A 21,952-nucleotide genomic window follows, 5' to 3' on the forward strand; every position below is an offset into this window, starting at 1 on the left:
ATATTTTGGTCGTTTTGTCAACAATCTGAAAAGTTCGCAGAAATTTTTCTGCGAACTTTTTATCAATTTACTAGAATAGTAATTTGTCTGCTCCACCAAGTTTGTAGTCAAGAGCAGCCATAGCAAGTACGTTAATGAAGTGCCATGGACGGTCAAATTCTGGTTGGAAGAATATATCGGCAAGTGCCAATTGTTCTAATGTCCAGTCTGATGCGATAGCTATAGATAAAGCTGCGATAGCACTAGATACGTCATGTTTAGACATAAATTGAGCTCCTAGAACTCTGTGAGTATCTTCATCATAGTAAATTTTCATGTGAACTAAGTTGTTTTCTTTTCTCATGAAGTCTGGGTAAATTCTTTCTTCTACATATTTAGAAGCCACTTTACCATCATATAGACCTACACCGTTTTGAGATAATCCAGTACTTACGAATTTGTAATCAAAGAATGATAATGCAGAAGTACCGTTTACTGCAGGCATTTTAGTTTTAGTACCCATAGCGTTTAATGCAGCAACAACACCTTGACGGCGAGCTAAAGTAGCAAGAGCTATTGGTAATTCTCCACGAGTTGGAGCGTATGGAAGAAGAGTTGAATCTCCTCCTGCGTAAACATCTTTTGCAGATGTTTCTAAGTATTCGTTAGTAACAACAAAACCGCGTTCTGTCATTTCTAATTCGTCATTTAACCAAGATGCATCTGGACGAACACCAACAGAAACGATTACTGTATCTGCTTCGTATTCACCTTTGTCTGTTACTACAGCTGTAACTTTTCCATTTTCACCTTTGAATGAAAGAACTTTTTCTCCACCACGAACTTTAAGGTTGTGTTTAGCACCTTCTTCAGTAAGAATATCAGTAAGTTCTTGGTCTAGGTAAGTGTTTAAGATTCTTGGAGCAAAGTCAACAACAGTTACGTCGATACCGTGTTTAGCATAAGATTCTGCTACTTCAAGCCCGATGTATCCACCACCAACTACAACTGCTTTTTTACTGTTTTGCATACAGTCGTATACAGCTTGAGTATCTTCTGGTCCACGAAAAGTGTGGATGTTTTCTAGTTCAATTCCTTCGAATGGAGGTTTAATTGCTGCTCCACCAGGACTTAATAATAATTTATCGTAACTTTGTTTTTCTTCACCAGCTGCTGTTTTAACAACAACGTATTTTTCTTTTGAATTTAATCCTACAACATCGCTGTTACAGTGAATGTTAATACCTTGAGAACGGTAAGATTCCTCTGTTGCAAAGTGTAGTTCAGATAACGCTTTAGATGTCCCATCTAAATAAGATTGGCTACCTCAACCCATAAATGAAGCCCCAGCGCCTCTTTCATATAAATGAATTTCAGCATTAGGCTCGTTTTTTAAAATAGTTTGAACAGCTTCGTATCCGAAGTGTGATGTTCCAACAACTACATATTTCATTTGTTTTCCTCCTAATAAAAATTTTAATTTTTGAATTCTCTCCGTATAATTACTATTATAAAATTATACAGATAAAATTATAACATATATTGCTATAATATAAAAATAATATGCTTAATAAAAACTATAAATAACGCTTTGTTACCGCTTTATTATTTGTATTATTATATATGTAAGTATATTGATTTATGTTATATATTTAACATGTTGAATAGTATTGTTCGTATAATTCACGAGCAAATAATTATTTTGATTTGACTTTTTTTGACTTTTGTTTTATTATATATTTCAGTAGACAAAGAAAAATACAGAAAAAATTTTTAAGAGGTTATTAATATGATTAAACCATTATTTGATAATGTATTATTAAAAAAAGTAGAGGAAGAAAAAGCAACAACTAGTGGAATACTTTTAGCTTCAAAAGAAGATACTTCAAATATTGCGATTGTAGTTGCTTTAGGAGAAAGCTGTTTATTATCAAAAGATAATGACGGAGAACTTTCTGAAGGAAGTAAAGTAGTATTTTCAGATAATTATAAAAAAGTTAATTTTAAAAATGAAGAGTACTATTTAGTAAATGAAGAAGAAGTTCTAGCTGTTATTGAAGATTAGGAGGAAATATGGTTAAAGAATTGAAATTTTCAGAAGATGCTCGCCAATCGATGAAAGTTGGTGTAGACAAGTTAGCAAATGCTGTTAAAATTACATTAGGACCTAAAGGTAGAAACGTAGTTTTAGATAGGAAATTTGGTTCTCCTTTAATTACAAATGATGGAGTATCAATTGCTAAAGAAATAGAATTAGAAGACCCATATGAAAATATGGGAGCAAAATTAGTAGCGGAAGTTGCAAATAAAACAAATGAAATCGCAGGTGATGGAACTACGACTGCAACAATTCTTGCGCAGGCTATGATAACTGAAGGATTGAAAAATGTTACAAGTGGTGCTAATCCAATTGGTATCAGAAAAGGTATGGAAAGAGCAGTTAAAGTAGCTGTGGAACGTCTTCGTGAAATCAGCGTAACGGTAGATTCTAAAGATAAAATTGCTCAAGTAGGTGCTATTTCTGCAGCTGATGAAGAAATCGGAAAATTCATATCTGAAGCTATGGATAAAGTTGGTAATGATGGCGTTATAACAATTGAAGAATCACAAGCGCTTGATACAACTTTAGAAGTAGTAGAAGGAATGCAATTTGATAGAGGATATTTATCTCCATACATGGTAAGTGATACAGAAAAAATGGTTGCTGACTTGGATAATCCATATGTTCTTGTCACTGATAAAAAAATTAGTGCAGTTCAAGAAATCTTACCGGTATTAGAAGAAGTAGTGGCTGCAGCAAAACCATTGTTGATTATTGCAGATGATGTTGAACAGGAAGCTGTTGCGACACTTGTTGTAAATAAATTACGTGGTACATTTAATGTTGTTGCAGTAAAAGCTCCAGGATTTGGAGAAAGAAGAAAAGCAATCTTAGAAGATATCGCTATATTAACAGGTGGTACCTTGATTACTGATGATTTAGGTTTAGAATTAAAAGATGCTAATATAACAATGCTTGGAAAAGCTGCTAAAGTAAATGTTACTAAAGATAACACTGTTATTGTTGGTGGTAAAGGTGATAAAGAAAAGATTGAAAGCAGAACACAACAAATTAAAGCATTATATGCAGAATCAAGTTCTGAATTCGACCGTGAGAAATTACAAGAAAGATTAGCGAAGTTATCAGGTGGAGTAGCAGTAATTAAAGTTGGTGCTGCTACAGAGACTGAACTAAAAGAAAGAAAACTTAGAATTGAAGATGCTTTAAATTCTACTAGAGCTGCTGTAGAAGAAGGTATTGTTCCTGGTGGAGGAACAGCGCTAGTTCAAGTAATTTCTGAAGTTGAGAAATTAGAAGCAACAGGTGATGAACAAACTGGAATTAATATTATTAAAAAAGCTTTAGAAGCTCCTGTTCGTCAAATTGCAGAAAATGCTGGATTAGAAAGCAGTGTTATTGTAGCGAAGCTTAAAGAGGTTGAAGTAGGGTATGGATTTAATGCCGCTACTGAAGAGTGGGTTGACATGATAAAAGCTGGAATAGTTGATCCAACGAAAGTTACGCGTTCGGCATTACAAAATGCTGCGAGTGTATCAAGTTTATTCTTATCAACAGAAGCTGTTGTAGCCGATGTTTCAAAGGATGAACCAATGCAGCCACAAATGCCAATGATGTAAAAATAATAGCCAAAACAAATAATTTGAATAATTGGCTATGATATTATAAAATAAATTCATAAGTATTAAAGGAGACAGAAAAAATGAGAGAAATAACAGATAAAGAATTTTTTGAATTATCAAAAACTGATAGTGTAAAAGTATTTGACTTTTGGGCACCATGGTGTGGTCCATGTAAAATGTTAGCACCAGTATTAGAAGAAGTTGCTAGCGAATTTTCAAACATCGAATTCTACAAAGTTAATGTAGATGAAAATCAAGAAGCTGCTGGTGAATTTGGAATTATGTCAATTCCTACACTATTAATAATGAAAAATGGTGAAGTACTAGAAGAAAAAACTGGATACCAACCGAAAGAAGCATTAGTAGAATTACTATCTAAATTCTAATAGAAAAAAGCTACGGAATTAATATTCTGTAGCTTTTTTTGTAAAGAGAAAACAAGAAATAGCTCGATGTTAAGCTATTCCTTGTTTTATTTAATTAATAATTTTTTAAATATTGATCAATTTCCCAATCGGTAACTTGAGTTCTGAATGAATCCCATTCGATTGATTTTGCTTCTATAAAGTTATAGAAGATGTGATCTCCTAATGCATCTTTCATAATAGGTGAAGTTGATAATTCTTTTAGTGCTGTATATAGTGTTGAAGGTAATTCATCTATACCGTTTGCTATTCTTTCTTCACGAGTCATAACATAAATATTACTTCTAACTTCAGGTGCTGGAACTAGTTTATTTTCAATTCCATCTAAACCTGCCGCTAAGATAGTTGTCATTGCTAAGTATGGATTTGCAGCTGGATCTACTGATCTAACTTCTACACGTGTAGATTTTCCACGAGCAGCTGGAATACGAACTAGAGGTGAACGATTTGAAGTAGACCATGCAACATAGCAAGGTGCTTCATAACCAGGTACTAAACGTTTATATGAGTTAACTGTTGGATTACATACAGCAGTGAAACTACGAGAGTGTTTAAGAACTCCTGCGATGAAGTGTGATGCTACTTCACTTAACCCATTTTCGCTGTTTTCATCATAAAAACTGTTTTCCCCGTTACTAAACATAGAAACGTTACAGTGCATTCCAGATCCGTTAATACCAAAAATTGGTTTTGGCATAAATGTTGCGTGTAAACCGTGTTTTCTAGCAATAGTTTTTACAATTAATTTAAATGTTTGAATGTTATCGCAAGCTGAAATTACATCATCGTATTTAAAGTCAATTTCGTGTTGACCTGGAGCAACTTCGTGGTGACTTGCTTCAATATCAAATCCTAGGCGTTCAAGTTCAAGAACGATGTCACGGCGTACGTTTTCTCCTAAATCTACAGGAGCAAGATCGAAGTAACCACCGTTATCGTTTAATTCTAAACTTGGTTCACCATTTTCTTTAAGTCTGAATAAGAAAAATTCTGGTTCAGGTCCAAGGTTTAATGTATCGAATCCTAATTTTTTCATTCTTTCAAGTGTTCTTTTTAAATTACCACGAGGATCGCCAGCAAAAGGTTTTCCATCTACAGTGTAAACGTCACAGATGAAACGAGCTACTTTACCGTATTCGCTATCCCAAGAAAATACTAAGAATGTATTTAAATCAGGGTAAAGATACATATCACTTTCTTCAATTCGTACAAAACCTTCAATTGATGAACCATCAAACATCATTTTATTGTCTAATACTTTTTCAATTTGACTAACTGGTACTTCTACATTTTTAATTGTTCCAGTAATGTCAGTAAATTGTAATCGAATATACTTAACGTTTTCATCTTTAATTCTTTTAATTATTTCTTCTCTAGTAATAGTTTTAGTCATGTTGTCTCCTTATTTTGTAGAAAATTATCGTAAAAAATCTAACACTAAAATTTATTCTTTTTGTTGTTATAAAATCTAGATAAATCACCACGTCCAATTGAGCGTTCTCTAGGTAAACCATTTGGCCCTGCGAATATATCGTTATGGATAATTTGTCTAATTTGAGTTGTCTCAGCAGGAACTTCTTTTTCGTTAATAATTTCATCTATAGCTTTTAAACTAAAGCCCTTTGTTAGAAGGTCTTTAATTGTTAGCAGTTTATCGATGTCATTAAATGAAAATAGCCTAGTATTACCTTCAGTGCGTTTTGGTGTAAAAAGTTTTTTTTCTTCATAATATCTTATTTGTCTTGCAGTAAGTTGTGTAATTTTTGTTACTACACTTATTGAAAAAACGGGAAGATTTTTTTGTAGTTCTTTAAACCCCATAATAACACCTCTCTAATTAATTGTTGTGAAATAAAAATTTTATATCTATTAAGTATAATAACAAAAATAGATAACAAAATAAAGAGTATGTTATAAAATCTAACATAAAAAATTAATTTGGGATGATATAAGTAATTTTTTTATAATTAAATCTTAAAGTGTGTTTAAAATTTTTCTAAATCATGATAAAATAAAGTTATATAAAAAAGAAAGGATGATAGTATGGCGATATTTTTATCTGTTGTAGTTTTTATTATAACATTTGTATTACTATTAGGTTCATATATAGTCTTAGTGGCAAATAAAAAAATAAAAAAAAGACGTATGGATAAAGTATTGAAATTGATAGCTGCATACAGTCTAGTTGCTGCATTAGTGTACTGCTATCAGTATTTATACTTATAAAAATATATATTAACAATTAAATATTAGTTTGGATGTGAAAAATTTGAAAAAAGATTCCTTGTTTAAAGGGACTGCGATACTTAGTTTAAGTTTAATCTTAACAAAGATTTTAGGAGCGGTATATCTAATACCTTTTTATCAGATAATTGGTGGAGAGGAACAAATGGCTTTATTCAACTATGGATATAGTTATTATGCAACTATACTAGAGATTTCTGGTGCAGGAACACCACTAGCAATAGCGAAATTAGTAGCTAAATACAATGCATTAGGTGCATATAGTGTTAGTAGAAGAATTTATAAGCTAGGATCTTGGTTATTGGTAGTAATGGGAATTGTAGGTTTTTGTATATTATTTTTTGGTTCTGGATATATATCAGATCAAATTTTAATAAGTAATCAACAAAAATTTACTCCTCAAGATGGGGCATTAGTTCTAAAAAGCTTGAGTTTTGGTATTCCGCTAGTTTTAGTATCATCAGGAATTAGAGGATTATTCCAAGGTCATGAAATTATGCTACCTTCGGCTTTAAGCCAATTTATTGAACAAGTGGCACGTATTGCTTTTATGCTAGGAGCAACATATTTCATTATGAGAGTTTTAGGATATGGAGTAGTTGAAGGAAATGTTAGTGCAACATTTGCAGCAGCGGTAGGAGCTGTTTTTTCTTTAATTACACTTTTCTTTTTTTATTCTAAAAATAGAAAAAATCTTGATTTTAATATAGAAGAAGATGAAGTACAATTGGATGTTTCAAATACTGCATTAGTAAAAGAATTCTTTTCAGTTTCAATTCCATTTATTTTCATTGTAGGATTATTCCCAATTCTAAATATTATAGACCAACATAATTTTATTCATGGAATGACGAAAATAGGTAAAGCAGATATTGTAGATGGAAGATTCTCAGCATTACAACTTGTTAATAAAGTAGTTATGATTGCTGTGGCAATTGCCCCGGCATTTTCTAGTACATTTTTACCTTCAATTACTAGATTATTTGCACAAGGTGATAGAATTACTGTTAGTAGTCAAATTAATAAAGTTATTTTATCTTTAATGATGATCGTGCTACCAGCATTGGTAGGTATGTATGTATTAGCCGATCCAATATATTCTACTTTTTACAGTAGAAGTTTAGAAAATGCAAATTTATTGAGGTTTTATTTACCACTGGCTGTACTTTATTCGATTTATAGTTTAACTAGTATAATAATGCAAGCTGTTAATAAGCAATTGTTAAACCTAGTTGCTATTGTTGTAGGATTAATTGTTAAGTATTTAACGATTACCCCATTTGTAACGAATTTTGAGACAAATGGTGTAATTCTATCTTCAATTACAACTTATCTTGTGATGATACTAATTAATTTAGTTATTATTAATACAGAAGTTAGGCTTAGAATATTTGAATTTGTTTCTAGATTTTCAATAATATTAAGTAGTTGTTTCATTATGTTTATTACTGTTGCAGCAATATATGAGTCAATACTTACAAACTTTGTAATTGAATCAAAAATTTCAAGTATGATACTAATTATGATTTGTGCAATCTTTGGTATTGTTATCTATTTCTTCAGTATAACTATGATGAAATTCGATGAATATTTATTTGGAAGAAAGATTAGAATTTCATCTTTAAGAAGGTTAAGGAGATAAGCATAGTGAGGCTAGATAAATTTATTAGTACAACTACGACATTAAGTAGAGCAGAAGCGAAAAAAGTTATTAAAAAGGGAATATTAATTAACGATAAGTTAATAAAGACTCCTGATTATAAGATTGATGAATTTAAGGATCAGGTAATTGTAAATGGGAATAGGCTAGTGTATCAAAAATATGTTTATATAATGATGAATAAGCCTAAAGATACGGTTTCAGCAACGGAAGATGCGATTGAAAGAACTGTTGTGGATATATTAAGAGATGAAGACCGTATTTACAAAGTTTTTCCTGTCGGTAGACTTGATAAAGATACTGAAGGACTAATGTTACTTACAAACGATGGTGAGTTGGCTCATAAACTCATCTCCCCTAAGAAAGATGTAGAGAAAAAATACTATGTTGAGGTAAGTGGAGAACTAAAGAATGAACATCTCAAAATTATAAAAGAGGGTGTGATTTTAGAAGATGGGTATAGGTGTAAACCTGCGCGTTTAGAAATATTAGATAGTAGTGAAGGAAATAGTAAAGCAAATATATTCATTACCGAGGGGAAATTTCATCAAGTTAAAAGAATGATGAAGTCTCTTGGAGCAACAGTAACATATTTAAAAAGATTGTCTATAGGGAGTTTGAAATTAGATGAGAATCTAAAATTAGGCGAGTATAGATATTTAACAGATGATGAATTAAATAAATTAACTAAATAACGGAGGAAAATATTATGACTATTGATTTTAAACAAGAGGTTCTAAATCATAAAGAGGACCTACTTAAAGATTTATTTGAATTATTAAGTGTACGTTCAATTTTAGGAACAGATATAACTGAGGAAACTCCATTTGGAAGTGGACCAAGAGAAGCATTGGATTTAATTTTATCTTTTGGTAAGCGTGATGGTTACAAAACTAAATTAGTAGAAAATAAAGCAGGGCACATTGAAGTGGGACAAGGAGAAGAATTATTTGGTATCCTTGGACATGTCGATGTAGTACCGGTAGTAGAAGCTGACTGGACTAGTCATCCATTTAAACCAGAAATAAGAGATGGTAAAATATTTGCTCGTGGATCATTAGATGATAAAGGACCTACAATGGCAGCTTACTATGCTGTTAAACTTCTAGATAAACTAGGTGTAAAATGGAATAAACGAGTAAGGGTGATTGTTGGAAGCGATGAAGAAACTGGATTTAGATGTGTTGAAGCGTACTTTAAACACGAAGAACAGCCAGCTTCTGGATTTACGCCAGATGCAATGTTCCCATTAGTGTATGCTGAAAAAGCAAGAGCAACTTTTGATCATAAATTGAAATTCGTTGATGAAGATGGACAATATAATTATAAACTTGTTAAGTTTAACGGTGGACAAGTTCTTAATATGGTTGTAGCTAGTGCAAAAGCTGAATTAGAAGGTGAAGCATCAGATATCAAAGAAAAATTTGAAAACTTCTTAGCGCAAGAAAAACTTGAAGGTGAAGTTGAGGTAGGGAATACAATTAAACTTACACTTAAAGGGAAAGCTGCACACGGTTCAACACCGCAATATGGTATTAACGGTGCAACAAAATTAGCAGAATTTTTAAGTACATTAGGATTAGATAACAACGGTAAAAACTTTGTAGATTATATAGTAGAAAAACTTGCTAATGATCCATTTGGTGAAAAATTAGGAATTAATTACTCTGATGATGAAATGGGAGAAGCTACATATAACTATGGAATTTTAGAGTATGATTTAGAAAGAAAAATTGGGTTAGTTTCAACGGACTGTCGTCATCCTAAGAAATTTGATTTAGTTGATAGATTGAATGGGATTAAGGTAGATAATATAGATATTGAAGTAACAAGTACTAAAGAAGCTCACTATGTACCAAAAGATGATGAATTAGTTACAACATTAATGGATGTGTATAGAAAACATACAGGGGATACTAAAAATGATGCATTTGTATTAGGTGGAGGAACATATGCACGTTGCCTTAAAAAAGGTGTTGCATTTGGATTACTTTTCCCAGGTAAGGAAGATACTATGCACCAAGCAAATGAATATTTAGAAGTTGAAGATTTATTATTAGCTACTGCAATCTATGCAGAAGGAATTTATAAACTTTGTTGTGAACAATAAATTTTATAAAAATATTTATTTTATATAATGTTTATTTTGTAAAAAATAAGATAATAAGCAATCTCAAAGATATTAATTCAAATTTTTGTATATGTAAATTATAATATCTTTGAGATTTTTAATTTTAGTTAAAAAATAGCATCTTGAAAAAAATGATTAAAGAATGTAAAATATATAGTGCATTATAATTTTTAAAAAGAGATTGAAGAAAGGAGCAGTATAAAATATGTCTAAAGAATATTATCAGATGGGCTGGACTTTAGATGATACATATAACGATGATTATTTTTGTTCGAGAGATAATCAACGTTACTTTATTAAAAAAAATACTACTCCGATGATAGCAACTCTTTCTGCAGAAGGTATTGTACCTAGATTAAGATGGACTAAGCGTATTAGTAATGGAGATGTATTAATCGCGCAAGATTTTGAAAATGGTAGAACGTTAAATACGGAAGATATGACGGATAAACGTATACCTGAAATTTTGAAAAAAGTGCACGGATCATCAAAACTAAAAAAAATTATGAAGGCTCAAGGTTATGCTGAAGAAACAGCAGCTAGATCACTTTGTAATTTAAAATCGATTATTGCTGATGACCTTAGGAAAAATAGTAATATTGTCAATGCACTAAATTATTTAGAGAAGTGTTTGCCAGATGACGATGTAGAATATACACCTTGTCACACGGATTTACATAAAGATAACTGGTTACTTTCAGATCAAGGTAAGTTATTTTTAGTAGACTGGGAACACTCTATACTTTGTGATCCTGCTATTGATATTTCATTTGTATTATATCGATATATTCCGCAAAATGAATGGAATGAATGGCTAAAAATTTATGGACAAGAACCGACAATAAAATATAGAAATAGACTAAAATGGTATATAACTTTACAATCTGTCATAATGATAGTTTGGTATCATGAGAAGAAACAACTATCGGAAATGAACTCGTGGCTAGTCTTTTTAAATAGTATTTTTAATGATTATATATAAGCATTAAGTAGGAAAATCCTAATTAATGCTTTTATTTTTTTTATAATCGGTGTAAAATAGAAATAGTTGCGTAATTTATTCTTATAGAAGAAACTAATATTTGAATATATTATGATAAATGAAATTAATGGAGAGATAGAATGAGTATAAAACAATATAAATTATATCTAATAGACCTAGATGGTACTATTTATAATGGTGATAAAAAGATAAAATATGCAAAGGAGTTTGTTGATTATCTAAATACAAATAATATAGATTATTTATTTTTAACTAATAATTCAACTAGACAACCTAAAGATGTGGCAGAACACTTAAAGAAATTTGATATTGAGACATCAGAAGAACACGTATTTACATCAAGTGATGCTACTAAAATTTATCTTGAAGGTAAAGGATATAAAAATTTATATGTAATCGGTGAAGCAGGGCTTAAGAATACTTTAAATTCATTCACTCAAAGAGAAAATGAGGAAGATGTTGATGCAGTTGTAGTTGGTCTTGATAGACAACTTACTTATGATAAACTTGCAACTGCGGCTAAAGCTGTATTAAACGGTGCAGAACTGATTGGTACTAATCCAGACGCTTTGTTACCAACAGCAAATGGCTTTGTACCAAGTAACGGGGGACAAGTAAAGTATCTAGAGTATGCAACTTCTACACCAGCTACATTTATAGGTAAGCCTAGCAAAATTATCATGGAAAGTGCTATGAATCTATTTAGTTACAGCAAAGATGAAATTGTAATGGTTGGGGACAACTATGATACAGATATTATGTCTGGTATTAATGGTAGTATAGATACAATTCATGTTCAAACAGGTGTTACAAGTTTAGAAGATCTAGAAACTAAAGAGCATAAACCGACTTATTCTATTAAAAATTTATTCGAACTAGTTAAATAAAAGGAGAAATCATGATTATTAAAACAGAAGAACAATTACAAAAAATGAAAGAAATAGGTTTCATCTGCGCTACTATTCGCGATGAAATGGTTAAGAAAGCAGTACCTGGTGTTTCAACAAAAGAACTAGATAATACAGCTAAAGAATTATTTGAAAAATATGGTGCAAAATCTGCACCAATTACTGAATACGATTTTCCAGGATATACATGTATTTCATTAAACTATCAAGCAGCGCACGGAATACCTTCTAGTACAAAAATACTAAAAGATGGTGATCTTCTTAATATTGATGTATCTGGTTGTAAGGATGGTTATTATGCTGATACAGGTATTTCTTTTGTTGTAGGTAAAGTAGATGATCCAATGAAAGAAAAAGTATGTGAAGTAGCTAAAGAAGCATTTTATGAAGGAATTAAACATGCTGTAGCAGGAAGAAAAATTAACCAAATTGGTAAACATGTTCATAAAAAAATAAAAGAACATAAATTAGAAGTAATCGAAAACTTAACGGGTCATGGAATCGGAACTTCATTACACCAAGAACCACAACATGTGTTTAATTATTTTGATCCATGGGATAATTTAATCTTAAAAGATGGTATGTGTTTAGCAGTAGAGCCTTTCGTATCTACTAAAGCAAAAACTGTAGGAAATTCAGATAGAGATGAGTGGGAATTAGTTGCAAATGATGGTTCTTATATTGCTCAATATGAACACACAATTGTAGTGAGAGAGAATGCTGAACCATTAATACTGACTAAAATTGATTAATTTTTTATTAAAAAAGTTGACAAGTAAATAAAAATGTTTTAAGATACTACTTATTATAAAATTATGGAGAGAAGAAAATGGCAGAAAATTTAGTAATAGTCGAATCTCCTTCTAAGGCAAAAACTATTGAAAAATATCTAGGGAAAAAATATAGAGTAATATCTTCAAAAGGTCATGTAAGAGACCTTCCTAAAAGTAGAATGGGAGTAGAAGTACTAGATAATGGAAATGTAGATGTTGATTATATTTCTATAAGAGGTAAGGGAGATGTAATTAAATCTTTAAAAAAAGAAGCAAAAGGAAAAAAAGTTTTCCTTGCATCCGACCCCGATAGAGAAGGAGAAGCAATAGCTTGGCATATTGCTCATATATTAGGATTAGATAATAATTCTGACAATAGAATTGTTTTTAATGAGATCACAAAAGATGCAGTCAAAGATGCGATAAAACATCCTAGAAAAATAAATACGGACTTAGTCCAATCTCAACAAGCTAGAAGAATTCTTGATCGTTTAGTTGGATATAATATTTCTCCTGTACTTTGGAAAAAAGTAAAACCAAAGTTATCAGCGGGAAGAGTTCAAAATGCTGCACTTAAATTAATTGTCGATAGAGAAGAAGAAATTCAAAAATTTGTTCCTCAAGAATATTGGTCTATGCCGATTGATTTTATAAAAAATAGAAAGATCCTAACGGCTAATTTCTATTCTTATAAAGGTGAAAAGCTTAAGCTTGAGAGTAAGAAGGATGTAGACAATATAAGAAAAGCAATAGTAGGTGATACATTTAAAGTTATTGATGTAGCAAAAACTAATAAGAATAGAAATGCACCGAATGTTTATATTACTTCTACAATGCAACAAGATGCATCTAGAAAGATTAATTTCAAAACTCGTAAGACAATGAGTGTAGCTCAAGAGTTATATGAGGGTATAAATCTTAAAAAGTTAGGTGGAGTTACAGGTTTAATCACATACATGAGAACGGACTCTACAAGGGTTTCAGATGAAGCGATTAAGATGGTTAGTGATTATATACTTAACAATTTCGGTAAGGAATATCTTGCTTCTTCAGTAAAAGCTAGAAAATCAAGTAAAAATGTTCAAGATGCCCATGAAGGAATTAGACCAACAAATGTTAATTTCACACCTGACAGCATTAAAGAATACTTGTCTAATGATCAATATAAACTGTATAAACTTATCTGGGAAAGATTTATTGCAAGTAGAATGAGTGCTGCTGTTTATGAAACGAGTACAACTACATTTGAAAATAATAATGTTATATATCGTGGAGCACATTCTAAATTATTATTCAATGGTTTCTTAGCGGTTTTAAAAGAAAAAGAAAAAGTGAAACTTGCACCAGAGTTTGAAGTTGGAGAAGATGCTAAAGTTAAAGAAATAAAAGAAGAACAGCATTTTACTCAACCACCTGCACGTTACTCAGAGGCGAAATTAATAGCTGAACTTGAGGAACTTGGAGTTGGTCGTCCATCGACATATGCTACAATTGTAGAAACTTTACAAAAAAGATACTATGCAAAACTGCAAAATAAAGTGTTCACGCCAACCGAATTGGGAACACTAGTAAGTAAGATAACTGAACAGTATTTCCCTGATATAATTAATACAAAGTTTACTGCTAATTTAGAAAGTCAACTTGACGATATAGCAGAAGGTAAAGTAGGTTGGGAAAAAACTATATATAATTTCTATAGCAATTTCAGAAAAGATGTTGAAAAAGCAGAAACTGAAATGGAAAAAGTAGAAATAAAACAAGAATTTACTGGAGAAAGATGTCCAGAATGTTCTTCACCACTTGTATTTAAGTTAGGTAAATTCGGTAAATTTATTGCTTGTTCTAATTTCCCTGACTGTAGATATACCAATACTATTCAAAAAAAGGTTGGAGTAACATGTCCAAAATGTAAGAAACATGAGATTTTAGAGAAAAAATCTAAAAAAGGTAAATTATTTTACGGTTGTGAAGGATTTCCAGAATGTGATTTTGTTTCATGGGATAAACCTATAAATAGAAATTGTCCGAAATGTACGAATATTCTATATGAAGGAAAAAAAGGTGTTCATTGTACACACTGTGATTATAAAGAAGAAATAAAAAAATAAATAAAAAAAGAATTTGATAATTATTCTCAATTATCAAATTCTTTTTTTATTTAATGCGATATATATATTATGGGAAATCAGATATTTGAAAATGATTGCATTATTGATTTCTTAGATATGTAAACGAGATACTAAGTATACAACTTTTTAGAATTGTCAGAAAATTTAAAACATTTATCCAACAAAAAAGGTGATATTTTTAAAAAATCTATTGACAAATGTTAATAAATATATTATTGTATATAACATACTTAAAAAAATAAAAAAAATTTGGAGGAGATGACATGTTGAAATTTTTAAAGAAAAATCCATACGTTTCAATCGGACTTATGTTATTTGCACTATTCTTTGGTGCTGGTAATTTAATTTTCCCAGCATTCTTAGGACAAAACGCTGGAACAAACTTATCTACAGCGATGATCGGATTTATTATTATGGGAGTGGGATTACCACTATTAGGAGTTATTGTAATGGGGTATTCAGGAGCTGAAGACCTATTAGATTTATCAAGTAGAGCAGGGAAAGTATTCGGTGTTGCTTTTACGACATTATTATACTTAACAATTGGACCTTTCTTTGCAATTCCTAGAACAGGGACTACTACTTATGAATTAGGATTATCAAGTTTCGTAGGCCCAGAAAATACTACAATTGCTCAAGCTATTTTCTTAGCATTCTTTATGGGATTAACTTTATGGTTAGCAATTAGCCCTAATAAATTAGTAGATAGAATCGGGACTGTAATTACACCAGTTTTACTACTTTCAATGGTTGTATTAATCATTGCATCATTAGTTAAACCTATGGGTGCGGCACAAGAACCTACAAAAACTTATCAAACTACTTCATTAGCATTTACAAATGGATTAATGGAAGGTTATAATACAATGGATGCATTAGCATCATTAGTATTTGGTATTATCGTAATTAACTCTGTTAAACTTTACGGAGCAAAAACAAAAAAAGAAGTATTTAACAATACAGCTAAATCAGCAATTATCGCTGCTGTGTTATTAGCTTTAGTATATGTATTCATCTCTAATATCGGAGCTACGTCTGTTTCTGTTTTAGGATTACAAAAAACTGGAGCTGGAGTATTAACTGGAGCAACAACATATTACTTTGGTAATGTTGGTAAATTATTACTATTTGTTATTGTATTTTTAGCTTGTTTAACAACAAGCGTAGGATTAGTAACTGCTTGTGCTTCATTCTTCGTAAGACTTTATGACAAGGTTAGTTACAAAACTTATGCAATCGCATTAACATTATTCTCATTTGCTGTTGGTAACTACGGATTAGCAGCAATTATCCAAGGAGCTGTTCCAGTACTTGTTTTATTATATCCATTAACAATGGTATTAATTTTACTAGGATTTTTAAACAATTTCTTTGGTGGTAAAAAAGTAGTTTATGTTTGTACAGTTCTATTCACTGGATTATTTAGTTTATATTCAACTGTAGCTTCAACATTTAAGCTTGCAGTACCTGCAGTTGATAATGTACTAGCTAAAGTAAACTTCCTTCCAGTACCAGCTGATTTTGCTTGGTTAAACTATGCATTAGTAGGATTTGTATTAGGAATTGTACTTTCATTCTTTGTAAAAGAAAATAAATAATAATATTAAGATGATAGAGGAAATTTCTTCTATCATCTTTTGTTTTTATTACTATTGTTTTTGACATTAAGTTAAAGCAATGGTATTATAATAAGATGTAATCTAATATTTAAAGAGATAAAATGAATATAATAACAGAAGATTATACTAATGTTATTTTTTATAGGAGAAATAATGGTTTTAGAATTTAAAGAATATACAAAAAAAATAAAAAGAGATACGATATTAGAACTTGATTTTAGAGTTGCAACAGGTGAAATATTAACCATTGTCAATAACAGTTCTTCAAGTTTAGAACTACTAAAAGATTCATTTAGACAGAGAACTAAGTTTAAAGGTGAGATTCTTTTTGATGGTGAGAATATAAATAATCAGAGACTTTTATTTGCTAAAGATTTTGGATTTTACAATGATTTGTCATTATTAAAAAATCTAAAAAAAGCATTATCTCTATTTAATATAAAAGCTATTGAAGAAGAATTAGTAGGAGATTTAGAATTTTTAAACTTAGATTCTAGTAGAAAATATAAAGAATTAGAATCAAATGAAGTAACAAAATTTCATATTCTATTTTCAATTTTAGTAGATCAAAATGTATTAATCGTTGATAACACTGAAGAAAGCTTAACTACTGAAGATAAAGAAGAGATAAGTGAATTAATTCTTGATAAATCAAACAATGCAAACGTGATTATTTTAGATACAATGCTTAATAGCTTTAATAGTATTGCTGATAAAGTTTTAGTTATTACTGATGGAATTAAATCATACTTCGGAAATTTAGAAGACTTGTTAATATTAAAACAACTTACGGCTATAAATGTTTCTAGTCAAGAAAATCTAGATCAAATTTTAGAAGGTTATCAATTTACTATTTATCACAATAATGAAATAGTAGTAAGGGAAGAGGTACTTGAAGAAGTAGTTTATGATTTATTGAAAAATAACATAGAAGTATTTCAAATTCGTAATTTAGGTGAAAAAATTAAATTATATGAGGGCGAGGCTGATCTATAATGTTATTTGCGATAGAATTCGGAAAGTTATTTAGACGTAAATTTAATTATTTATTTATAATTATTTTATTGTTAATTAACTTTGCATTTGTATATAAACTAGACACGTTGGCTACGTTTTATGATAAGTCGATATTAGATATTATATTTTCATTAATTCTTAAAGTGGATATGGTAATTGTAATTTTTATAATGGGATTAAATTATATATATTCATATAGAGAAGATTATATTTCAAAAGTCAATGTACTTTTAGAAATAAGAAAAAAGAAAACTGTGCGTGATATATTCTCTATTTTAGCAAATTTAATTTATTTTTTAGTTTACTATGTTATAGTAATTGCATGTTTCGTAGGAATAATTTTCTTACGAAAAAGAAATGTTTTTGAAGAGTTAAAAACATTAATGTTGAATGTTAATACAGCAGGATCATTCGCTACGATGCTAGTTTTATTATTCGTGTTTGCTAACTTTATTTTCCTATTAGCTTTAACACTATTTAATAACACAAACTTGGCAATTTCTTTCTCACTTCTATATTTTATAGGAGGAGAAGTTATAGCAAATATGATAAAATCTAGATTTTCTGTACCAGCAGAAAGAGTAGATAATAGTGTATTAACTATCTTTACTAAATCTTTTAATCTATTAAATCAGAATATTACTTTTAGTCTTGGTAACTTTTTACCGCTAGCATTAAACATGTTAGGATTAATCGTAGTCATAGTTATTGTTAGATTAATGAAAAAAATAATAGGATAGAAGGAGATTAGAATGGATACACAGGTACTTATTCAATATGTGATAGTATTATTGAGTTTAATACTTTTAGAGGGATTACTTTCAGCAGATAATGCTATTGTTCTTGCTGTTATGGTTAGACATCTGCCACCTAAAGAACAAAAGCATGCATTGATGTACGGTCTTGCAGGAGCACTAATATTTAGAATAATAGCGATTTTCTTAATTACAATTTTAGCGCAGTATTGGGAAATTCAAGTTTTAGGTGGTTTATACTTATTATATATGGCAGGTGCACATATTAAAGAATTTTTCGACAAACGAAAACAAGGGGATGGAATTGAAGAGATTGCTGAACCTAAAAAACAAAGTGGTTTTTGGGCGACTGTAATTAAAGTTGAGCTTACTGACATAGCTTTTGCGATTGATTCAATTTTAGCTGCTGTAGCTATCGCGATAACATTGCCTCATATTTCTGAAACATCTATTGGAGGAATTAACCTTGGTCAATTTACTGTAATGGTAATTGGAGGTTTTGTTGGTGTAGTTATCATGCGTTATGCAGCTAATATATTCATCAAAGTTTTAGAAACTAAACCAGGATTAGAAATTGCTGCCTTTCTAATTGTAGGATGGGTGGGTATTAAGTTATTTGTTATAGCTGCTGCTCATGAGAAATTAGGGCTTATTCCTCATGAATTTCCACATTCAACACTTTGGACTGTTATTTTCTGGGTAGTATTACTTGGATTATTAGTGTGGGGAGTATTAGTTTCAAAAAGATTTGAAAATAAATAGTATTTTAGAAGAGATGGTATGTATATATCGTCTCTTTTTTGTATTTGTATGTTTTTTATTTTCATATACACAAATTGATATCTATGCTATAATTTTTAATTATATATTAAAATACAAGGAGGATAAAAATGGCATTTGATGGTTTTTTTATGAGAAAAATGGTGAAAGAATTAGAAGAAAATATATTAAATGGTCGTATAAATAAAATAAATAATTTATCGACAGATGAATTTGTATTTTCTGTTAGAAAAGGAAAGAATTTAAAATTGTTTTTATCTGCAAGTTCAAGTGCATCTAGAATACAGTTAACAAATAATAGTTTTGAAAATCCTTCGACACCTTCGAATTTTTGTTCAGTACTGAGAAAGTATCTAACAGGTGGAATAATATTAGAGATTAATCAAGTTAATAATGACCGTATAGTTATTTTTAAAATTAAAAACTTTGATGATTTGGGATACGAAAAGTATTATTATCTAATTTCAGAATTAATGGGTAAACACTCAAATATAATATTAACTAATGAAGATAATATAATATTAGAATCTTTAAAAAATAGCTATAGTCTTGAGTATAAGAGATCGACTATATCTAATATGGAATACACTTTTCCTCCAACAGTTGAAAAAATTAATCCTTTTGATTTTAGTAGCTATAGTGACATTGAGTTTTCTAATGATGATAAAAAATTCTTAATGAAAAGTTTCTACGGCGTTTCAGTGCTACTGAATAATTATTTTCAAAAAAATTCGAAAGAAGATTTGAAAAACTCATTTATTAGTTTTTGCAAGGAATTCGATAATTACTTTAAACCCGTTTTACTTGAAGAGAACAATAAGAAGGATTTTTATTTCTTTGAAGTTAAAGAATATAGTAGAGATTTTGAATCATTATCACAATTACTAGATTACTATTACATGGATATAGCCAGAGAGTCAATAAATAAAAATACTGACAAAAAGCTTTTTAATTTTGTTAATTCTAAAATAAATAGATTAAATAAGAAAATTGATATATTAAAAAATGAACTGGAACAAGCTAATAATAGAGATGATTATAAATTAAAGGGACAACTTCTAATTTCAAATATTTATTTATTTAAAAAAGAAATACCAGAGATTGTAACACTGCAAAATTTTTATAGTGAAGATTTATCGGATATTGAGATTGAGTTAGATCCAAATCTAACTATTGAGAAGAATTCAGAGAAGTACTTTGATCTATATAAAAAGAACAAGAGAACGATTGAGAATTTAATTGAACAAATAGAGATTTCAAAACAGGATTTAGGATATTTTGAGACTATTAAATTTCAAATTGAAAATGCAGATAAAACGGACATAGCGGAAATCAAAGAAGAATTGATTGCTAATGGAATATTAAAAGAAAAGATTAAGGTTAATAAGAAAAAGAATAAGAGTAATTATTTTGTAATTAATCATAATGGTACTGCCATTTATGTTGGAAAAAATAATCTTCAAAATGATGCGATTACTAATAAATTAGCAAGACGAGACTATCTATGGTTTCATGCTAAAGATATTCCTGGGAGTCACGTGGTAATTTTTGATAATAATCCTAGTGAAGAGACGATAGAAGTCGCGTCAATGTTAGCTGCTTATTATTCGAAGTTTAAAAATGAAGAGTATGTTAATGTTGATAGAACGTTAATTAAAAATGTAAAAAAAATATCTGGTGCTAAACCTGGCTTAGTAACATATACTGGACAAAAAACGGTTAAACAAAAAATTGATAAAGATCTTATTGGAGAGCTTTTAATAAAATAAAACAATTAAATAGCAAGGGAAGGTGAGCATATGAATGATAAATTAGATGTAAAGACGGGTGTAAAAGATACGTTACCGACAGTTTTTGGATACATAGGCATAGGGTTAGCTTTTGGAATTATTGGAAGGTCGGTTGGCCTTAATCCTTTCTTTGTTGGAGCGATGTCGTTATTCATATACGCAGGTGGTGCTCAATTCATAACTGCAAGCATGCTTTCTAGTGGTTTTCCTGTACTCTCAATTGTCTTAGCAACATTTTTAATCAACTCAAGAATGATATTGATGAGCATGGCAACAGCTCCATTTTTCAAGCGATACAGTGTATTTAAAAATATTATAATTGGTACTTTTTTAACTGATGAGAGTTTCGCTTTAGGAATGAATAAACAAAACTATACTAATGGAAGGTTGACTTATGAATGGTTCAATACTGCAAACCTAGTATCTTATTTTACATGGGTTGCATCATCGGTACTAGGTGCATTACTAGGTGGAATAGTTAAGGATCCTAAGGTGCTAGGTTTAGATTTTGCTCTAGTAGCGATGTTTATAGGATTATTATACTTACAAGTTATTTCAGATTTTACTATAAAGAAAAAAGTACAATTTCTAGTAATTGTTGTTGTGTTCTTCTTAGTATATTTTGGAATGATTTTTATTCCAAGTAATTTATTAATTATAGTGGTTACTTTAATAGGATGTGCGATAGGAGTGGTACTGAAAAATGTTATCTACTAACTATATAATATTAACAATATTAGGCTGTGCAATTGTGACTTGGTTATCTAGGGTACTTCCATTCGTATTATTGAAGAAATTCGATTTACCTAAACCGGTTATAGAGTATCTTAGTTTTGTACCGATTGTAATAATGTCGGCTTTATGGTTTGATAGTCTATTTATTCAAAAGATTGGGGAGTTTCCTCGAATTAATTATGAAAATCTACTTGCTTCTCTACCTACGGTATTAAGTGCAATCATTTCAAAGAGCCTCTTGGTGATAGTTGTAGTAGGAATAGTTTCACTAGCAATTATTAGAATTGTATTTTAAAAATAAAAATTAAGAATTTTAAGAAAAT

At 30.0% G+C, this 21,952-nt stretch carries 21 protein-coding genes; 18 read left to right on the forward strand and 3 right to left on the reverse strand.

Annotated elements, in window-relative coordinates; all coding sequences use genetic code 11:
* Window positions 1-70 precede the first annotated feature (70 nt).
* Window positions 71-1,432, reverse strand: a complete 1,362-nt coding sequence (locus HMPREF3186_RS01935) for an NAD(P)/FAD-dependent oxidoreductase (protein WP_197415008.1) — start codon at window positions 1,430-1,432, stop codon at window positions 71-73.
* 336 nt (window positions 1,433-1,768) lie between these two features.
* Here HMPREF3186_RS01935 and HMPREF3186_RS01945 point away from each other — a divergent pair, with 336 nt between their 5' ends.
* From HMPREF3186_RS01945 to trxA, 3 genes are all read left to right on the forward strand, one after another.
* A complete protein-coding gene (locus HMPREF3186_RS01945; RefSeq protein WP_060913688.1) occupies window positions 1,769-2,044 on the forward strand; it encodes a co-chaperone GroES in 276 nt (91 codons plus the stop codon).
* An 8-nt stretch (window positions 2,045-2,052) separates the two neighbouring features.
* Window positions 2,053-3,657 carry a chaperonin GroEL gene (gene groL, locus HMPREF3186_RS01950; protein ID WP_060913689.1) on the forward strand — a complete coding sequence of 535 codons (1,605 nt, stop codon included), beginning with the start codon at window positions 2,053-2,055 and terminating at the stop codon, window positions 3,655-3,657.
* Between the two features lie 83 nt (window positions 3,658-3,740).
* Complete coding sequence (trxA, locus tag HMPREF3186_RS01955) at window positions 3,741-4,046, forward strand: thioredoxin (protein WP_060913690.1); 306 nt, start codon at window positions 3,741-3,743, stop codon at window positions 4,044-4,046.
* A 94-nt stretch (window positions 4,047-4,140) separates the two neighbouring features.
* Here the strand turns inward: trxA and glnA are convergent, their stop codons facing one another.
* Both glnA and HMPREF3186_RS01965 read right to left on the reverse strand, forming a co-directional pair.
* Window positions 4,141-5,478, reverse strand: coding sequence for a type I glutamate--ammonia ligase (gene glnA / locus HMPREF3186_RS01960; RefSeq protein WP_060913691.1), 1,338 nt, complete (start codon window positions 5,476-5,478; stop codon window positions 4,141-4,143).
* 44 nt (window positions 5,479-5,522) lie between these two features.
* Window positions 5,523-5,906, reverse strand: coding sequence for a MerR family transcriptional regulator (locus tag HMPREF3186_RS01965; protein ID WP_060913692.1), 384 nt, complete (start codon window positions 5,904-5,906; stop codon window positions 5,523-5,525).
* Window positions 5,907-6,128: 222 nt separating this feature from the next.
* Here HMPREF3186_RS01965 and HMPREF3186_RS01970 point away from each other — a divergent pair, with 222 nt between their 5' ends.
* The 15 genes from HMPREF3186_RS01970 (at window position 6,129) to HMPREF3186_RS02040 (ending at window position 21,924) form a co-directional block, all read left to right on the forward strand.
* Window positions 6,129-6,311 (forward strand): hypothetical protein, encoded by a 183-nt coding sequence (locus tag HMPREF3186_RS01970; RefSeq protein WP_060913693.1) that lies wholly within the window; start codon window positions 6,129-6,131, stop codon window positions 6,309-6,311.
* Window positions 6,312-6,345: 34 nt separating this feature from the next.
* Entirely contained in the window at window positions 6,346-7,971 is a 1,626-nt protein-coding gene (locus HMPREF3186_RS01975; RefSeq protein WP_231724141.1) for a putative polysaccharide biosynthesis protein, read from the forward strand.
* Window positions 7,972-7,976: 5 nt separating this feature from the next.
* The gene (locus HMPREF3186_RS01980; RefSeq protein WP_084812632.1) at window positions 7,977-8,684 is read left to right on the forward strand and encodes a pseudouridine synthase; all 708 of its coding nucleotides are present in this window, start codon (window positions 7,977-7,979) and stop codon (window positions 8,682-8,684) included.
* Window positions 8,685-8,698: 14 nt separating this feature from the next.
* Entirely contained in the window at window positions 8,699-10,099 is a 1,401-nt protein-coding gene (gene pepV, locus HMPREF3186_RS01985) for a dipeptidase PepV (protein ID WP_060913696.1), read from the forward strand.
* A 226-nt stretch (window positions 10,100-10,325) separates the two neighbouring features.
* Complete coding sequence (locus tag HMPREF3186_RS01990) at window positions 10,326-11,102, forward strand: phosphotransferase family protein (RefSeq protein ID WP_060913697.1); 777 nt, start codon at window positions 10,326-10,328, stop codon at window positions 11,100-11,102.
* A 140-nt stretch (window positions 11,103-11,242) separates the two neighbouring features.
* A complete protein-coding gene (locus HMPREF3186_RS01995; protein WP_060913698.1) occupies window positions 11,243-12,010 on the forward strand; it encodes a TIGR01457 family HAD-type hydrolase in 768 nt (255 codons plus the stop codon).
* Window positions 12,011-12,021: 11 nt separating this feature from the next.
* Window positions 12,022-12,783, forward strand: coding sequence for a type I methionyl aminopeptidase (gene map, locus HMPREF3186_RS02000; RefSeq protein ID WP_060913699.1), 762 nt, complete (start codon window positions 12,022-12,024; stop codon window positions 12,781-12,783).
* Between the two features lie 77 nt (window positions 12,784-12,860).
* A complete protein-coding gene (gene topA, locus HMPREF3186_RS02005; RefSeq protein ID WP_060913700.1) occupies window positions 12,861-14,912 on the forward strand; it encodes a type I DNA topoisomerase in 2,052 nt (683 codons plus the stop codon).
* Between the two features lie 284 nt (window positions 14,913-15,196).
* Entirely contained in the window at window positions 15,197-16,531 is a 1,335-nt protein-coding gene (gene brnQ / locus HMPREF3186_RS02010) for a branched-chain amino acid transport system II carrier protein (RefSeq protein ID WP_060913701.1), read from the forward strand.
* Window positions 16,532-16,705: 174 nt separating this feature from the next.
* Window positions 16,706-17,548, forward strand: a complete 843-nt coding sequence (locus tag HMPREF3186_RS02015) for a hypothetical protein (protein WP_060913702.1) — start codon at window positions 16,706-16,708, stop codon at window positions 17,546-17,548.
* Window positions 17,548-18,309, forward strand: a complete 762-nt coding sequence (locus tag HMPREF3186_RS02020; RefSeq protein WP_060913703.1) for an iron ABC transporter permease — start codon at window positions 17,548-17,550, stop codon at window positions 18,307-18,309. The genes HMPREF3186_RS02015 and HMPREF3186_RS02020 overlap by 1 nt, the downstream gene beginning before the upstream one ends.
* A gap of 12 nt (window positions 18,310-18,321) precedes the next feature.
* Entirely contained in the window at window positions 18,322-19,086 is a 765-nt protein-coding gene (locus HMPREF3186_RS02025) for a TerC family protein (protein WP_060913704.1), read from the forward strand.
* A 128-nt stretch (window positions 19,087-19,214) separates the two neighbouring features.
* On the forward strand, window positions 19,215-20,873 hold the full coding sequence (locus HMPREF3186_RS02030) for an Rqc2 family fibronectin-binding protein (RefSeq protein ID WP_060913705.1): 1,659 nt from the start codon (window positions 19,215-19,217) through the stop codon (window positions 20,871-20,873).
* A 30-nt stretch (window positions 20,874-20,903) separates the two neighbouring features.
* On the forward strand, window positions 20,904-21,611 hold the full coding sequence (locus HMPREF3186_RS02035; protein WP_060913706.1) for an AzlC family ABC transporter permease: 708 nt from the start codon (window positions 20,904-20,906) through the stop codon (window positions 21,609-21,611).
* Window positions 21,598-21,924, forward strand: coding sequence for an AzlD domain-containing protein (locus HMPREF3186_RS02040; protein ID WP_060913707.1), 327 nt, complete (start codon window positions 21,598-21,600; stop codon window positions 21,922-21,924). Before HMPREF3186_RS02035 ends, HMPREF3186_RS02040 begins: the two co-directional genes overlap by 14 nt.
* Window positions 21,925-21,952: the final 28 nt, after the last annotated feature.

This window comes from Gemella haemolysans (assembly GCF_001553035.1).
Classification (GTDB): Bacteria; Bacillota; Bacilli; order Staphylococcales; family Gemellaceae; genus Gemella; species Gemella haemolysans_B.

Bases quoted from the DNA above. Each gene is read 5' to 3' on its own strand.
- HMPREF3186_RS01995 (WP_060913698.1), top strand. From the start codon at position 11,243: ATGAGTATAAAACAATATAAATTATATCTAATAGACCTAGATGGTACT.
- HMPREF3186_RS02030 (WP_060913705.1), top strand. From the start codon at position 19,215: ATGGCATTTGATGGTTTTTTTATGAGAAAAATGGTGAAAGAATTAGAA.
- HMPREF3186_RS01970 (WP_060913693.1), top strand. From the start codon at position 6,129: ATGGCGATATTTTTATCTGTTGTAGTTTTTATTATAACATTTGTATTA.
- topA (WP_060913700.1), top strand. From the start codon at position 12,861: ATGGCAGAAAATTTAGTAATAGTCGAATCTCCTTCTAAGGCAAAAACT.
- HMPREF3186_RS02015 (WP_060913702.1), top strand. From the start codon at position 16,706: ATGGTTTTAGAATTTAAAGAATATACAAAAAAAATAAAAAGAGATACG.
- HMPREF3186_RS01990 (WP_060913697.1), top strand. From the start codon at position 10,326: ATGTCTAAAGAATATTATCAGATGGGCTGGACTTTAGATGATACATAT.
- pepV (WP_060913696.1), top strand. From the start codon at position 8,699: ATGACTATTGATTTTAAACAAGAGGTTCTAAATCATAAAGAGGACCTA.
- trxA (WP_060913690.1), top strand. From the start codon at position 3,741: ATGAGAGAAATAACAGATAAAGAATTTTTTGAATTATCAAAAACTGAT.
- HMPREF3186_RS02020 (WP_060913703.1), top strand. From the start codon at position 17,548: ATGTTATTTGCGATAGAATTCGGAAAGTTATTTAGACGTAAATTTAAT.
- HMPREF3186_RS02040 (WP_060913707.1), top strand. From the start codon at position 21,598: ATGTTATCTACTAACTATATAATATTAACAATATTAGGCTGTGCAATT.
- HMPREF3186_RS02025 (WP_060913704.1), top strand. From the start codon at position 18,322: ATGGATACACAGGTACTTATTCAATATGTGATAGTATTATTGAGTTTA.
- HMPREF3186_RS01965 (WP_060913692.1), bottom strand. From the start codon at position 5,906: ATGGGGTTTAAAGAACTACAAAAAAATCTTCCCGTTTTTTCAATAAGT.
- glnA (WP_060913691.1), bottom strand. From the start codon at position 5,478: ATGACTAAAACTATTACTAGAGAAGAAATAATTAAAAGAATTAAAGAT.
- map (WP_060913699.1), top strand. From the start codon at position 12,022: ATGATTATTAAAACAGAAGAACAATTACAAAAAATGAAAGAAATAGGT.
- HMPREF3186_RS02035 (WP_060913706.1), top strand. From the start codon at position 20,904: ATGAATGATAAATTAGATGTAAAGACGGGTGTAAAAGATACGTTACCG.
- HMPREF3186_RS01945 (WP_060913688.1), top strand. From the start codon at position 1,769: ATGATTAAACCATTATTTGATAATGTATTATTAAAAAAAGTAGAGGAA.
- brnQ (WP_060913701.1), top strand. From the start codon at position 15,197: ATGTTGAAATTTTTAAAGAAAAATCCATACGTTTCAATCGGACTTATG.
- groL (WP_060913689.1), top strand. From the start codon at position 2,053: ATGGTTAAAGAATTGAAATTTTCAGAAGATGCTCGCCAATCGATGAAA.